The organism is Bradyrhizobium uaiense, from assembly GCF_010811875.1.
Classification (GTDB): domain Bacteria; phylum Pseudomonadota; class Alphaproteobacteria; order Rhizobiales; family Xanthobacteraceae; genus Bradyrhizobium; species Bradyrhizobium uaiense.
Window position 1 is genome coordinate 1 of sequence record NZ_VKHP01000012.1, and the last position, 14,593, is coordinate 14,593.

Consider the following 14,593-nt stretch of genomic DNA (forward strand, 5'->3'; position numbering starts at 1 on the left):
GTTGGTCCACGCTGCCGGAAAAATCTGCCTGGGCGTAGGCGCCGATATGCTTTCCGAGGACCGTCACCTTCTTGCCGTCGAAGACAATCTCGACGTCTGCGTAGCCTCCCGTCCGGCTGGCGCGCAGCTTGTCGGGACGGCTGAGCATTACCTGCCCCGAACTCGCAAACTGAATCTTTTGCAGATCGTTCGTGATCACTTCGATATCCGAATCGTACGCCGCCTGGATGGTCGACTGACCGCCGATATAGGCGGACATCTTTTTGAGGATGAGCGAGGCGTCATCGCCCTGTGCCTGCGCGCCAGCCGGACGGGAGGCTACGCAGACGTCGAGATTGTCTTCGACGGCAAGAAGGTGACGGTCCTCGGAAAGCATATCGGCGCCTACGCCCAGGCAGATTTTTCCGGCAGCGTGGACCAACTGATCGACAAGATGCGTTCCGAGTTCGGCGTCGAGGCGCCGGGTGCTGACTTGCTGTTGTCGCGGTCGTTCGATGACCTGATGTCGGGCGTATATGATGCCAAACATGTTGGCCGTGGTGTCATCGACGGGGTCGAGTGCGAGCATCTCGCCTTCCGCTCGCATGACACCGACTGGCAGATATGGATCGAAGCCGGGGCCAATCCCATCCCCCGCAAGTTTGTCATCACCAGCAAGTCGGTGACCGGAGCGCCTCAATACACCCTGAGGATTAAAGACTGGAAGACGAACATGCAGCAGCCGGCCGACGCCTTCGCCTTCAAGCCTGCGGCTGAAGCGAAGCAGGTGGCTTTCGGCTCTCTTGCGAACATCGACGAAGTCCCGCCAGGATCACAACAGGGAGGAAAGTAATGACATCTTCCATCACCAAGTCCCTGCAGTTCGCAGGAGTCGCGGCCGTCGTGATTGTTGGCCTGTTCGCGAGCGACAAGGCGCTGGTTGAACCCGGCTCCTTTGTCACCCAGGCCCATGCGATCATCGGCCGGCCCTTGACGCCCATGAGTTACGCCGGCGTTGCGAGACGCACGACGGCGCGAGCTATGACGGCAGGCGCCGTCGCTGCGGGGGCGGCCGCCGTGGCCGCGCCGGTTGTTGTTGCACCTGCATGCGTCCAAGCGGTCGACGCCTATGGCCGCATTTATATGCGCTGCCCCTGATCCAGGCGTCTGCGCGGTGCTGATCGCGCATTCGAGCCGACGGTTTCAGTTCGGATGCCCGTCGAGCCGACGGCGTTTCGCAATTCGATCGCCGGAGATCTCTCCACCTCTGATTCACTTACAAATGGAGTCCCAATGCGTTTGAGATTGCTGCTTTCCGCTACGCTGCTCGTTGTCGCCATGACGTCAGCCAGAGCCCAGGTGCCGCTGTCGTCTTATGTTGATGCGAATGGATTCATCGACGTCCAGACGCTGACCTGCGCGCAACTCGCAGGGACCTATCAGGAAGACGCCGATGCGCTAACGGCCTGGTACAGCGGGTGGTACAATGGCCTTGCCAAGAAGCATTTCCTCGACCTGCGTAAGGGCAAGATCGCGGAGCACGAGGTGATCGTCTACTGCAAGGCCAATCCCGAAAAGCGCATCATCGATGCCATTGCTGTGGTGTTCAAAGCCGAGCGGGAGCTGATGGGCATTCAGATGAAGTAGATCGTCCGCGAGCGGATCGGTCATCTGCGGACCCGATCCGCTCGTGCAGTTTTGCCGAAGCAGCATACTTTCCGCCTATCTTCTTCGCTTGAACTGCCGCTCTGACGGGCGGAGTATTTTAGAATTGAACGATTTCGGGGAATACACCGACGCCATTCGGGGCGCGAGGGTGACATTTCTAAAGTCCGCTCCGTCCTCGCACCGGTGGGGCGTGAAGTATCTCGCATTGCGTCGCGCGGTTCTTCAATTCGGCGCGGACGGCGGCCCGGGAATCGTCCATGGCGTCACCGACCCGAATTTTACGACCCTGATCATCCAGTCGTCCAACTTCGACGATCGCGTCCTGCTCGATGGCGCGCGGTGCCAAGCGTCGGACCTGGTCATTTTGCCTCCGGGTTGTCACTTCACCTTTGTTCGTTCCGGTCATGTCGAATGGGTAGCGTGGTCGCTGCCGCGGGAAGAGAGTATTGCAACGAAGATCCTTCCCGCGGTCACGAGCCAGGCTCCGCCGAAGACGGCCAAGCATCTCGTCCGGCTGCCAGAGCAAATCGCATCGCGACTGATCGAAGCATCGGGGCAGGCTCTGCGCTCTATCTCCGATTCTGCTCCGGCCGACCGGCCGGTGATCGCCTGGGAGACGGAGCTCGCCTTGATGGATGAACTTGCTTACGTCTGGGACAATCGCGCAAGCGAAGTCCTGCTGCCCAACAAATACACGGTCGGGTCCGAGCGTATCGTTCTGGAGGCCCTCGAGTTCGTGAGGAAAAATCCGGAAAGCATCATCCATATCAAGGATATCGTAAAAGCTACCAAGGTGGAGTACCGAACCTTGCTGCGCGCTTTCGAGCGCTATCTCGGCTTCTCGCCAAAGCACTATCTGAAGCTGCGGCAGTTAAATCTGGTTTACCATGAGATCCGTCACATGGGTTCGGCCGGCAGGCTCGTCGATATCCTGGTAGCCCACGGCGTCACCGAGTTCGGCAGGTTTGCCGGCCGCTACCGGTGGCTGTTCGGCGAGTTGCCATCCGAGGCACATCGTCGATCTAGCGCATTGAAGCCTGACAAATCGCGGTGAGTTTGGAGTGGTGTTTTGGTGCAACACCACAGTGAATTGGTCGGCTATGACAGTTTCTGCATACCCACCGAGCGAAGGTCGATGGCACATGGCTCGTGTGTTCTCCACCTTCGATGAGGTTGTCAGGTTATGAAAAAAGTTGGTTTGCTTGCCACGGCGGCGGTGATGTCCGTTGCGTTCACCGGTATTGCAAAGGCCGCGGACCTTCCGCAGCGGCCAGTCTACAAGGCGGCTCCGATCCCGGCGCCGATGATGTATAATTGGTCCGGCTTCTATCTCGGCGCGAACGCCGGGTATGGCTGGAGCAATCAGTGTGTCGATCTCACCGCCATCAATGGAATTGGCGGCGTCTTCGCCGAAGGCTGCAATAGCAAGGGTGGCGGCATCGTCGGCGGCCAGATTGGCTATCGCTGGCAGGCCGGACAATTGGTGTACGGTCTTGAAGCGCAGGGCGACTGGGCCAACATCCGCAACACGCGCATCAGTGCGCAGGATCCGGCCCTCACTTACAAGTCGACCCTCGCCGGCCTGGGTCTCTTCACGGCTCAAATTGGCTATGCAGTCAACGAGGCCTTGTTCTACGTCAAGGGCGGCGGCGCGGTTGGTAGCCAGGACTTTGCCATCCTTAACAGCGTGACCGGCACGGGCCTTGCTTTTGCGAACCGGACCCGCTGGGGTGGCGTCGTGGGTGTCGGCTTCGAGTACGGCTTCTCTCCGAATTGGACCGCCGGCATCGAGTACGACTATCTGTGGCGGGTGAACGAGAGCAACACTTTCTCGACGCCGTCATTGGCGCCCATCGCGTCGATCACCACCAACACCAAGACGGACGCGAATCTTCTCGCAGTTCGCCTCAACTACAAGTTCGGTGGTTACTAATGAAGAAAGGTGGCCGGCCGGTTCGGCCGGCCTCCATTCTTTCCCATCATGCCTCGGCCGGATTATCCCTGACTTTGGAGTTGAATCATGTTGTCGAATACGCTGCGTGCAGTTGCTTTTCTCGGTGCTCTGACGGTCGCAAACATGGCCCTAGCGCAGGATACTGCGCCCCATGCACCGCTAAAGACGATCGGGGCCAGCAAACCCCAGGTCGTTCCATCGCTGATCGTCTTCAACTCCAGGGGCGCGAACCTGCAGCCCGGCAAACTAGTTCTCACAGGCATTGCGCCAAATTCGATCATATTTGCGGATCGGCCGGTTCGCTCGGCTGGCCATGACCTGACCAGTCATATCGTTGAAGATTGGGGAGCCGGCAGCGACAATTTTGCAAAGAATCCGCCTAACGCCACGGTGTCCGTATTCCAGAAGGACGGCAACACCGTGCGCGATGTTGTTGTTACCTTGAAAAATCCCAAGCTCGAAGGCGACAACCTTACCTTCGACGTCGATGTTCTCGAAGGTGACATCAAGGGCGCCGATGGCCCTGCTTCTGTCTTCATCGACATCATCGGCCTTCCCTTTACGCCGCTTTCATTCGCGGGCGTTGCGCGACGCACGGCCTATCGGGGTGCGTATTATGCTGGAGCCGCCGCCGCGGCCGGTGCCGCAGCAGCTTACGCGTACGGCCCGTATTATCGGCCACCCGTTTGCGGGTACTATCCTTATCCTCCATGCTACTAACGGAACTGCGCGTAACTTGGCCCCGGCGTTCTTGCGCCGGGGCCGGGCCAGTTTCGGTCTGATGCCCGCGCTGGATCTATCTGACGCGCGGACTACGGGTTTGAAGGCCGAGCCCAGGCAATAGATTGAACGCCACTGCAGGCGATTGCTCCGCGGCCGGAAGCCGTGGCTTGCCGAATCTGCATAGCGGTTCGCCGCATTTTCGGTAGCTTGGCTAGCGGACGGGAAGACGCTTAGCGTGTCAGGCCCGTCCACCACGGAAAGGGAGTAACCACGCCGCCATCGATTCTGAAGGCTGGTGAGGAGACGTCGAAGTCTCCCGGCTTCAAGCGCCTCTCATAGAGATCGGATCTGGGTCCGCTAGATGCGAGGCGACAGTCGTGGATGCAAGCATTTGGCCGATGCTGCCGTGCTACCGGGCTTGTTAGTGGCCAATCCGGTACGCGCCAGCTAGAGGAATTCAATCGTGCTCATCATCCTGACGCTGTACTTGATCCTGGTGTGGCTCGTCTTCTTCAGGATCAAGTTGGTGCGATGGGGGTGGGCGTCCGGCACCGTCGCAGGACTGTTCGGCGCCTTCATTCTCGCGGCGTTCCTCGCGATGTTCAATTACCTCACCCCGTCGGGAAGCTTTGTCGTGATTTCCCGCGTCATGGAGGTCACGCCGAATGTGTCCGGCGAGGTGATCGACATTCCGGTCAAGCCTAACGAACCGGTGAAAGCCGGCGCCGTGCTGTTCCGCATCGATCCGGCGCCGTTCCAGTACAAGGTCAACCAACTTGAAGCCTCGCTCGCCCAGGCGCGCCAGCAGGTCAAGCAATTGACGGCCAGTTACGAGCAGGCGACTGCAAATGTCGACGGGCTGACCAAGCAACTTGCCTTTCACGCCCAGCGGCTTTCCGATTACCGCAAGCTCACCAGCGAGCAGGCGCAGACCGAGTTTCGTCTGCAAGACGTCCAGGTGCAATACGACACGGTCGAATTCCAGCTACAGGCGGCCAAGGCCGCGCAACTGAGTGCGCAATTGGCGATGGAGTCGGAGATCGGCGGGGTCAACACGACCGTCGCGCAGATCCAGGCCCAGCTTGACCAGGCCAAATGGGAGCTCGAGCAAACGACGATCCGTGCTGTCGGCGACGGCGTCGTTACGATCATGGCCCTGGCCGCTGGAGACCGCGCGATGCCGGCGCGATCGGTGATGTCGTTCGTCGTCACGGACGATATCCTAATCGCAGGCATGTTCGCCCCCAACGGATTCAAGACCATCAAGCCCGGCGCGCGCGTCAAGCTGGTTTTCGACGACGACCCCGGCCGCATCCATGAAGCGACGGTCGCGGCCATTCCGCAAGGCGTAGGCCAGGGCCAGATCGCGGTCTCGGGTTCGCTGGCGCGCGTCGGCTCGATCGGCGGCGCCAAGGTCTATCCGGCCGCCATTTCCATACCGAAAACCATCGACCGCAGTCAGCTCAGGCTCGGCATGCCCGGCACCGCCACCGTGTTCGCGGACAACGCCGGCGTCATCGGCTTGCTCATGTCGATCCTGGTATGGATCGGTTCGTACACGGCATATCTATAGACGCCTTCCGTTTCACTCCCGGCTCGAATCGGTGGTCCACTCAGGCATCCCGGAGGAGAAAATGAGTCTTCGATCTGCATGCGCCGCTGCCACCATCGTCTCGGTCGTTCTTCTCACCGAGGTATATTCGGGCGCCCGCGTCTACGCTCAGCAATCGACGGGCCAATTGCTGATATCATCGGGTTTCAATCCCATCGCCGCCACCGCGCCGGAGATGCTGAAACGACTGATGTCGTTTCCGCCCAATCAATTCCAGCTACGGCAAAAGGGCGGGCGGCCCTACTATGTCTACGCCGATCCCACCGGATGCACCTGTGCGTATGTCGGCAGCGTGGCCGCGATGAACAAATATCGCGCCAGCTTTGGCGCATTGCCGGCAGATGCGCTTTCAGCAGGTGGCTTTACGGATCCCGAGCAGAACCTGATCAACAGCATGGACAACGACGAGGCCTCGGCCGAGTTCAATAACGATGTGTTTGGTCCGGACTTTTAAGCCGCTCGGATGAATCAATGGATACTTTCAATTGTAGTCACCGCGCTATGCTGTCACTTCGTTGGACACGAGCTTCCGAGCACAAAACCAACTCTAACCGTTCCGGGCGAACAGGAGGAACTGGGACCGGGCGGCAAATGACCGTCGTTGTGGCGTCGTCGAGCCTTGCGATTATCCAATTGGCGCATGCACAGGTCGATCGGAGTGGTTACGCCAGTCCCGACCAGCGCATCGTCGAGGCGATCGCAGTAGCATGCCTGGCACACGGGATAGGTTGAATGTTCTGCCGTCATCCGTTCCCGGCCGTTCGGGAAATGATAGTCGAACATAGAAAGGCATTCGACGGGAGCCGGTCTCAAACGCTTAACGGAAAATTCCGACTTGCCGTATCGGCGCCGACCAGCGCCGTGGCGTCCACTCGACGACGAGCCGAGATGCCAAATGACGAGTCCGTGGCTGTCCTCTCTCGCAGGTGCGATGGTTCGTTCGCAACTCCGTCGGTGCGCAATGCAAACATGTGCAGCAGTCCCGTTTCTCGCAGGCACCAGCGATGCAGGAGATCATTGCCAGATAGAGGGCTCTTGTTCTTGATTATCGACCGACTCAGCCAATTAGTCGTTCTCGTGTTTTTGCGAGGGGTCGAGGGCAAGCAAATCAGCCCCCTTGGTGCCGTGCTTTTCGAAGTCCGCAAGAATGCCCGCATCGGAAAGATCAAGCTTTTTTGAATGCTTCCAGTCGTGTCGAGTGGTCTCGACCAGTCGTTTGACAACATGATGGGCATCAGTTTCGACGGCAAGCTCACGCCTATCGTCGAAGCTGCCCGGTGTGAGGTTGATCGACCCGACGATCGCCCGCTCCTCATCGGCGAGCAGCATCTTGCCATGCAACTTCAGGTGCTTCAGCGTGTGGATCTTAGCTCCCACGTCATGCATGATCCGAAGGCCACCGATTCCTTCGACGAGTTTGTTCTTCTTCAATTTATGCGACGGGCGTGCCATGATGTGAACTCGGACACCACGCTCAATGGCGCGGACCAGGCGTTCGATGATCACCGTATCTTGATAGCGCTCGTTCTGGATCCAGAGCGTCTCCTTGGCGGAATCGATGAAGCGCGCAATACGTTCGCGCCCGTTGTTCGGGCACCAGATCAGCCCCGATCTCGCACTGGGATCGAACTTCTGGTGCATCCAATCGGCGTCGAAGCACCTCACCATCTCCGAAACCTCGATCTTCTTGGTCGTGACAACCGCGTAATCCCGTGTTTCGGTCAGGTCGCGTGTTTCCCAATTCAAAGATTCGATGAAGCCAAGCTCGTCGTCGACCACCATTGATTTCTGGTGAGTAACGGCAAAATCAGGACTGCTGTATCGAACCTCGACACCGCCGGCAGTCAACTGCTCGCGCGCGATTTCGTTCTCGCTATTGCCGTCGCGGCGGGCCGGATTGAGCATGACACGAACGTTAAGGCCACGCTGCCTGGCCGCGATCACCGCTTTCAGCAGCGTCGGGTCGGTGAACAGGAACATGCGGATGTTGAGCGAGCGCTTGGCCGCATTGATCGGATCGAGAATCGAGTTGACGGTATCGTCGGGAAGCACGATGAGGCTGTGCGACATGTTCATGAATCTCCGGGCCGAAACGCTGCAATCACGAGACGGCTTTCGCAGAAGCCTGGTTCGAAGTGTCGTATTGAATGCGATGAAGTTCGGCGTACACCCCGCCCAGGGCGAGCAACGCGTCGTTCGAGCCCTGTTCAACCACAACGCCATCCTTCAGCACGACGATCTTGTCGGCGTTGGCAATCGTGCTGAGGCGATGGGCTATCATGACGACCGTGCGCCCCTTCATCAGCCGACGCAATGCGTCGATGACGAGGTGTTCCGATTCTGTGTCGAGCGCGGCGGTGGGCTCATCGAGAATCATGATCGGGCTGTTGCGCACAACGGCGCGGGCGATGCCTATACGTTGCCGCTGGCCGCCCGACAATGTGTCGCCCCGCTCGCCGACCATCGAATCGTAGCCATGCGGCATGGCGCTGATGAAATCGTGAGCGTTGGCGACTTTTGCCGCGGCGATGATCTGTTCCTCGGTGGCACCTGGGCAACCGTAGGCGATGTTCTCGCGGATCGTTCCGCGAAACAGCACTGTTTCCTGAAGCACGAATCCGACCTGCGAGCGCAGGGTCGCGAGCCTATATGAAGAAACGTCCAGGCCATCAATCAGCACCCGCCCGCTGCTCGCCTCGTAGAACCGTGGCAGCAGACTAAGTACAGTTGATTTGCCAGAGCCGGTGGGTCCGACAAGGCCTACGACCTGACCGGGCTCTATCTCGAAGCTCACTTCTCGTAGTATCGGGACGTCGTCATATCCGAAGGCCACCTTATCGAAGCTGATGGCCCCCTTGACCCGTCCAGGATCGACGCCGTCCACAGGGTCGTTGATGACATCGTCGGCCGACAAAATCGTTTGAATGCGCTCCAGCGCAACGGTCGTCTGTGCGATCGTGCTGGTCATGCTCGCCAGATCTTTTACGGGTTTGAAGAATTTGGCCAAGTACGCGAGGTAAACCGTCAATGCTCCGGCTGTCAGGGCACCCGCAACGATCAGCGACGTCCCCCTCCAAAGGACAATGCCGGTGCAGATCGCAACAACAATGTTCACCGTCGGTGACATCAAGGATTTGATCTTGCGCGCCTTCAGCGCCGCTTCCACCGTGGCGTGGCTTGCGGATTCCAGGTGCGCTATCTCAAGGTCCTGCCGGCCAAATGCCTTTACTGCACGAACCGATCCGATTCCTTGCTGCACAACTGCAACAATCTCGCTCTGCCGGGCGCGCACGGTTCGCGTCACCTCTTTCACAGCCTTCTTGAAGTGAAACAGAAACACCAGCAGAAAGGGCACGAGCGCGACAGCGATCAGCGTGAAGTCCCAGTCCAGGTAGAACATCAATCCCAGCATAAACAGGATGGTGATGAGATCGACGAGGATATCGAGTGTCGCGGACGATGCGAAATCCTGGATGGTCGAGACGTCGCTGGTGATGGTAGACATCAGGGTCCCGGTCTTGGCATTGTCATAGTAGCGCAGCGATAGCCGATGCAGATGCGTGTAGATCTGTACGCGTAAATCGTTGGCAACCCATTGGCCGACACTGGTGGTGTAGTAGTTGTCGATATAAGCCGCGACTGCGCCGACGACGGCGATCAGCAGGGTTGCGATGCCAGCAAACAGCGCAACGCCTGCGGTGTGTTGTCCGAACCCATAATCGTGCGCCCAAGCCAGCCAGTCCGGCATTCGGTGCCGTCCCAGCGCGTCATCGAGGACCAGCTTTAGCGGCCAGGGGGCCGCCAGGCTCATCGCAATCTCAATCAGCATGGCGGCGAAAACGATGAGTAGCCAGCCTCGATACGGCCTGAGCAACCCCAGAACCATCGAAGTGAGCCCTTTTCCTTCGTGCGGCTTTTTGAGCGCCACGGTGGCGCTCGAAACGACGGCGGCAATCGTCTTCAACAACATGTCGGCCACGACCTCCAGCGTCGTGCGATCATGTGCGTAACGAACCTGCGCCGCTATGCAAAAACAGACAAACCAGGGCATCAGCAAAAGCTTCTGCTGCGACTGGGACATCACCAGCCGCGCTTAGCTGCGCGCTAATGGCGGTAGCGTCGATTATATTGAAAGTTCAATGGTATATGAGTTCGCTGTTTTGTTCTGAATGGCGCGCCCGACACGATTCTAACGTGTGACATTTGCCTTCGGAGGGCAAACATCACCGGCCCTGCTGTCCACCGCCGACGGGAATTGAAATATCGGGCCAACACTTGGAGCCACAATGGACTCTATGAAAGGGTTGAAGGCGAAGCGCCCGTTTTGGCCACAGCCCTAAGAAGGTAAAAAAATACTCTATCTTTCAACAGGAGTTGACCGGCACTCTCTCCGCCGGAGTTCGCTGCCCGTGGGCATGAGCGCCGGACAGCGCCAGCGCGTGAACATCGCGCGCGCGCTGGTGCTCGAGCCGCGCCTGGTGATCCTCGATGAGACACTTTCGGCGGTCGACCCCGTGGAGCAGTCGCGTCTGCTGGCCCTTTTCGAGCAATTGCAGGTCAAGCACGGACTGACATATCTCTACATCTCGCACGATCTCGCCATGGTCCGGCGCGTGTGCACGCGCATCGCCGTCATGTATCTCGGCAAGATGGTCGAGGTCGCCGATACCAGCGGAACGTTCTACGATCCCGCGCATCCCTATACCCGGGCGCTGTTGTCCGCTGTGCCGACGCTGGACGCCAATCCGTACAAGCCGGAGGAGTGCCTGCTTGACGGGGAGCCGCCGAGCCCGATCGACATTCCGCCGGGTTGCAGTTTCGCGTCGCGGTGCCCGCACGCATTTGCGCGCTGCCGGATCGAGACGCCTCTGCTGCGCGAGCACAAACCTGGAAGGCTCGCTGCCTGTCACCTGCTTGATCAAGAAGAAACGACCGTGGCGGCGTAGTTTCAGCATTCCATCCGCTGTCAGCATCAATCCGTTGAATGATCGGAGAGACCATGAGCCGTTTAGAGGGGAAAGTAGCCATCATCACCGGTGCTGGTGCGGGGATCGGCCGCGCCAGCATGGAGCGCTTTGCAGAGGAAGGCGCGCTTGTCGTGGGCATAGGCAGAACCTATGAAAAACTCGAACAGACCAAAGCGCAGCTCCAGGACAAGGGGCTGAAATGTCATATCGTTGGCGGGGACGTTTCAACCTGGGAAGGTGCCAGTGAGGCGTTCGACGCCGCGTTCAAGGTGCATGGACGCGTTGACGTGTTGCTCAACAGCGCAGGCGTTGGCTACAGCTGGGCGAAAGTCAGCGCAGGCTCGATGGCCAACGTGGTTGATACGCCCGTGGACAAATGGCGCGAAGTCATGGCCATCAACTTGGACTCGATATTTTATATGTGCAAGCTGGCAATTCCAAAAATGCTGGCCACCGGTGGCGGATCGATTATCAACATCTCCAGCATTCTGGCCGTCAAGGGGCTGGCAGACGGCCACACCTATTGCGCCACCAAAGCTGGTGTCGAAAACCTGACGCGCTCACTCTGCATGGCTTGGGCCGCACAAGGCATTCGCGCCAATTGCGTTGCTCCTGGTTGGACCGCGACTGACATGATCCAGGACGTGATGCACATGTTCGACGATCCTCAGGTCGCCAAATCCCTTTCTCCGATGCTGCGCCCCGGAACGGCGTTGGAGATTGCAAACGGATGCCTGTACCTGGCGTCCGATGAAGCGTCGTATTGCAACGGCTCGGTTTTGACCATTGATGGCGGCAACACCGCCGGCTAGGCGCATCGCGCACGACTTCGATCAGGCGTCACGACGAAATCCGTTCGGCTTTCAAAGTGGTCGAACGGTGACTAGGCGACAGCGAGCATCGATCGTGGGTGCTGCCGTTGCCGCTCCTCCCTAGACTTGGCCGCGGCGCACGCTCGCGGCCACAGCCCCGCCGTCTCACGGCGGCGGGGCTGCATTTACGGAGCCGCGTTGCGAGGATTTTTACGCCTGTCGCTGAGCCCGTCTGAGAAAGGTGGATGCCGTGGGTTATGCTGAGACGTTCTTGGATCGCTTTGCACACTTCTCGCGTATTGGATCTACTGGTGACGGTGGCGTAGACCGTGTCGAAGGAAGCCAAGCGAATGGAGAGGCGCGTCGGCAGCTTGTTCGATGGATGAAAGAGTTGGGGTTTAACGTATCTGTCGATGAAATCGGCAATATCTTTGGACTACTTAACTTGGCTGGAGAGAGCGCCCCACTTGTATTGACCGGCTCGCACATTGATAGCCAGCCGCGTGGTGGATGCTTCGACGGCGCATACGGCGTGATTGCAGGCTTGGACGCTGCAGCCGCCGTTCGCGACCGGCTAGCCAAACAATCCAAGGCAAGCTCAGCCAATCTGGGCGTCGTCGCCTGGATGGGTGAAGAAGGCGCTCGTTTTCGACCACTTATGGGATCGAGAGTCTACACCGGCGCCAGGACGCTTCAATCTGCGCTCGACGGCAAGGACATGCAGGGGATCAGTGCGCGCGAGGCGCTAGCTGGTATTGGCTTTCTTGGGACGGACACCGCCCCCAAGCTGCCGGTGGCATATGTCGAACTGCACGTTGAATGCGGCTCGCAGCTCGAAGTTCGCAAAAAGTCACTTGGTGTCTTTACCCGGTGGTGGGGCGCCCACAAGGTTGACCTTACGTTCGAAGGCAAGACGGCCCACACCGGCCCCACGCCAATGCGGGCGCGTCAAGACGCGCTCTACGCGGCGGCGCAGGTGATCGTTGCGATGCGCGCGCTTGGTGACAGTGCGGAGATCGGAAGTCTGCACACGTCAGTCGCCAAACTCGAAGTGGTCCCAAATTCACCCAATGTCGTTCCGTGCGGCGCAACCGCCTGTGTCGAGCTTCGGTCGTTGGATCCGGAGGTCATCAAACGATCTTATGATCATCTGCTCGCGTGCGCGTCGTTCGCGGCGACGACGGCCCGAGTCAAGTACGCAATTGCGCGAGATGATTTGCGAGAACCGGGAAAATTCCATGAAGGACTGAGTCAATTGGCTTTCGAGGTTGCGAAATGCAACGGAGAAGAGGCCGTGGCAGTTGACACGTTGGGAGGCCACGACGCGATCATGATGACCGCCGTTTGTCCAACCGTCATGCTGACGGTGCCGAGCCGGGCGGGCCTATGCCACCATCCCGATGAATGGACGTCGCAGGAAGACCTCGAGAGGGGATGACTTGGCTTTCGGCGGTGCTTGAGCAAATGATTACGGCAGAGTTGCCACGGTGACTTGGCGGTGATCCGTCGTGTAGGTGGCGATCCGCTCCGGATCGCCGACCACGCCCGCCTGGCCGATGAGATCGCGAAACGCTTGGATTTGTACAGAGTTGGACATGTCGCCGCTCCCGATTGCCGTCGGGCGATCTTCGCGCATTCGCGCGGCAGCGCTTGCCGTTCGACCGCAATTTCGAAAAAGGCTCTGCCGAATTCTCGCGATGTTCGGCAGTTCCGACTTCCCGGGCGTTGTATTGATCGAGGTGGAGTTGCTTCGGCGCCCGAGGAGATCATCGATGACCCATTCAACGATCTATCAAGGCCCTGTGTTCGATATCTCGAACAGGAATGCCGCGCTATCGATCGGTGTGCAGCGTGTTCGCGACGCCAAGGGAACCAGGGGCTTGTTTCCCTAGAGCGTCGCCCACTTGTCGACGCCGACGGCAGATTGTGCTGCGCCGGGGACGAATTCCGATCCGTTCTGCGTCTAGACCAACGAGTTTCTGGCCGGTCTGGATGCCTGCAGCAGTGACCGTCCGCTCGGTCGTCGTGTCCTGCCAGCCATAAGCAATCGCACCAGTGAGATAGGCTTGGCCGATATTTGAACGCGAACCAGACGACGTCCAGTTTCTTCGTCGCATGGTTCGGTTCTGGCACGTATTTGGCAAAGCTGTTGAAGGGCACCAAACACCGGTTTTTCCGGCTTTAACCAGCTGCACCAATGACGTATCGCGCATGTTGGTCACCGGCGGTCCGCCTGTCCGCGGCGGTGGCGGCGGCACGCCCCAGCGCATCAACTCCATCTCGCGCATATGACCAGCGTTGCGAACCACGGGAGCAGGTTAATCAGGGAAGACGCCTGGCATAGGGGTGTGATTGCCAACGTACCGGTTGACCACCCCAAATAAGTTGAGGATCGCCGCCTAGTTGGTCGTGATGCTGTCGAGATCACACATCACTCAAGCATGAAGCTTTCCGGCGTTGTCGTCGAGTGGCTGGTCGGCTGTACGGCTTTCGGCCGTCGCCTCGACAACATGCCGCCGCGCTGCGCGATCTTTTGATCGAGCGAAATGTTCGCAACACTCGAAATATCTCCGCCGTGTCGCGAGTGAGTTGCTTCTTCGTCAAACGTGAATCCCCACAATGCCGAACTCTGGCATGGACCGGTGAATCGAAACGGACAGTCCGAGGGGCGGTCCTTTTCGGCCGGCTGCAATGGGCGAGGTGCGACGCCGCTCGTTTGCATTTGGGTCAATTTCGGAGGACGCGAAGGCGTTTTCGTCCGCAACGTGACATTTCCTCTCTAAATATTTCTCATCAATTAGGGTTAATTGCTCTGAATTAAGGCGGGCCGGCGGCGGGGAGTTTGTGTGCAAATACAACCGCTTACCTCAGACTTCAC

14 protein-coding genes and 2 pseudogenes are annotated in these 14,593 nt (G+C 58.9%); 11 read left to right on the top strand and 5 right to left on the bottom strand.

The window, feature by feature from the left end:
* The coding region (locus FNJ47_RS51040) for a DUF2092 domain-containing protein (RefSeq protein WP_163151426.1) at positions 1–376 on the bottom strand (376 nt) is incomplete at its 3' end.
* On the opposite strand from FNJ47_RS51040, the gene FNJ47_RS05275 reads away from it, so the two are divergent.
* The 8 genes from FNJ47_RS05275 to FNJ47_RS05310 all read left to right on the top strand — a co-directional run bounded on the left by FNJ47_RS05275 (position 356) and on the right by FNJ47_RS05310 (position 6,390).
* Positions 356–832, top strand: coding sequence for a DUF2092 domain-containing protein (locus FNJ47_RS05275; protein ID WP_347341613.1), 477 nt, complete (start codon positions 356–358; stop codon positions 830–832). The genes FNJ47_RS51040 and FNJ47_RS05275 overlap by 21 nt on opposite strands.
* A complete protein-coding gene (locus FNJ47_RS05280; RefSeq protein WP_163151325.1) occupies positions 832–1,137 on the top strand; it encodes a hypothetical protein in 306 nt (101 codons plus the stop codon). The genes FNJ47_RS05275 and FNJ47_RS05280 overlap by 1 nt, the downstream gene beginning before the upstream one ends.
* Before the next feature lie 135 nt (positions 1,138–1,272).
* On the top strand, positions 1,273–1,626 hold the full coding sequence (locus tag FNJ47_RS05285; RefSeq protein WP_050423713.1) for an HdeA/HdeB family chaperone: 354 nt from the start codon (positions 1,273–1,275) through the stop codon (positions 1,624–1,626).
* 124 nt (positions 1,627–1,750) lie between these two features.
* Positions 1,751–2,701, top strand: coding sequence for a helix-turn-helix domain-containing protein (locus tag FNJ47_RS05290; protein WP_163151327.1), 951 nt, complete (start codon positions 1,751–1,753; stop codon positions 2,699–2,701).
* 129 nt (positions 2,702–2,830) lie between these two features.
* Positions 2,831–3,580 carry an outer membrane protein gene (locus tag FNJ47_RS05295; protein ID WP_163151329.1) on the top strand — a complete coding sequence of 250 codons (750 nt, stop codon included), beginning with the start codon at positions 2,831–2,833 and terminating at the stop codon, positions 3,578–3,580.
* A gap of 87 nt (positions 3,581–3,667) precedes the next feature.
* Positions 3,668–4,321, top strand: coding sequence for a hypothetical protein (locus FNJ47_RS05300; RefSeq protein WP_430649352.1), 654 nt, complete (start codon positions 3,668–3,670; stop codon positions 4,319–4,321).
* Positions 4,322–4,787: 466 nt separating this feature from the next.
* Positions 4,788–5,897, top strand: coding sequence for an HlyD family secretion protein (locus FNJ47_RS05305; protein ID WP_163151331.1), 1,110 nt, complete (start codon positions 4,788–4,790; stop codon positions 5,895–5,897).
* A 31-nt stretch (positions 5,898–5,928) separates the two neighbouring features.
* Positions 5,929–6,390, top strand: coding sequence for a hypothetical protein (locus FNJ47_RS05310; protein WP_163151333.1), 462 nt, complete (start codon positions 5,929–5,931; stop codon positions 6,388–6,390).
* A 611-nt stretch (positions 6,391–7,001) separates the two neighbouring features.
* Here FNJ47_RS05310 and FNJ47_RS05315 read toward each other — a convergent pair.
* Both FNJ47_RS05315 and FNJ47_RS05320 read right to left on the bottom strand, forming a co-directional pair.
* Complete coding sequence (locus tag FNJ47_RS05315; RefSeq protein ID WP_163151335.1) at positions 7,002–8,006, bottom strand: phospholipase D-like domain-containing protein; 1,005 nt, start codon at positions 8,004–8,006, stop codon at positions 7,002–7,004.
* A gap of 31 nt (positions 8,007–8,037) precedes the next feature.
* Positions 8,038–10,017, bottom strand: coding sequence for an ABC transporter ATP-binding protein (locus tag FNJ47_RS05320; RefSeq protein WP_235999467.1), 1,980 nt, complete (start codon positions 10,015–10,017; stop codon positions 8,038–8,040).
* A gap of 322 nt (positions 10,018–10,339) precedes the next feature.
* Between FNJ47_RS05320 and FNJ47_RS05325 the strand changes: the two are divergent.
* From FNJ47_RS05325 to FNJ47_RS05335, 3 genes and pseudogenes are all read left to right on the top strand, one after another.
* Positions 10,340–10,882 (top strand): annotated as a pseudogene (locus FNJ47_RS05325) (oligopeptide/dipeptide ABC transporter ATP-binding protein); the annotation flags it as partial.
* Between the two features lie 53 nt (positions 10,883–10,935).
* The gene (locus tag FNJ47_RS05330) at positions 10,936–11,715 is read left to right on the top strand and encodes an SDR family NAD(P)-dependent oxidoreductase (RefSeq protein WP_163151337.1); all 780 of its coding nucleotides are present in this window, start codon (positions 10,936–10,938) and stop codon (positions 11,713–11,715) included.
* A gap of 250 nt (positions 11,716–11,965) precedes the next feature.
* Complete coding sequence (locus FNJ47_RS05335) at positions 11,966–13,153, top strand: allantoate amidohydrolase (protein WP_163151339.1); 1,188 nt, start codon at positions 11,966–11,968, stop codon at positions 13,151–13,153.
* Between the two features lie 30 nt (positions 13,154–13,183).
* On the opposite strand, the gene FNJ47_RS53160 is transcribed toward FNJ47_RS05335, so the two are convergent.
* Both FNJ47_RS53160 and FNJ47_RS54625 read right to left on the bottom strand, forming a co-directional pair.
* Complete coding sequence (locus FNJ47_RS53160) at positions 13,184–13,312, bottom strand: hypothetical protein (RefSeq protein ID WP_283811198.1); 129 nt, start codon at positions 13,310–13,312, stop codon at positions 13,184–13,186.
* Between the two features lie 655 nt (positions 13,313–13,967).
* Positions 13,968–14,108: pseudogene (locus tag FNJ47_RS54625) on the bottom strand (SOS response-associated peptidase); the annotation flags it as partial.
* Positions 14,109–14,593 lie beyond the last annotated feature (485 nt).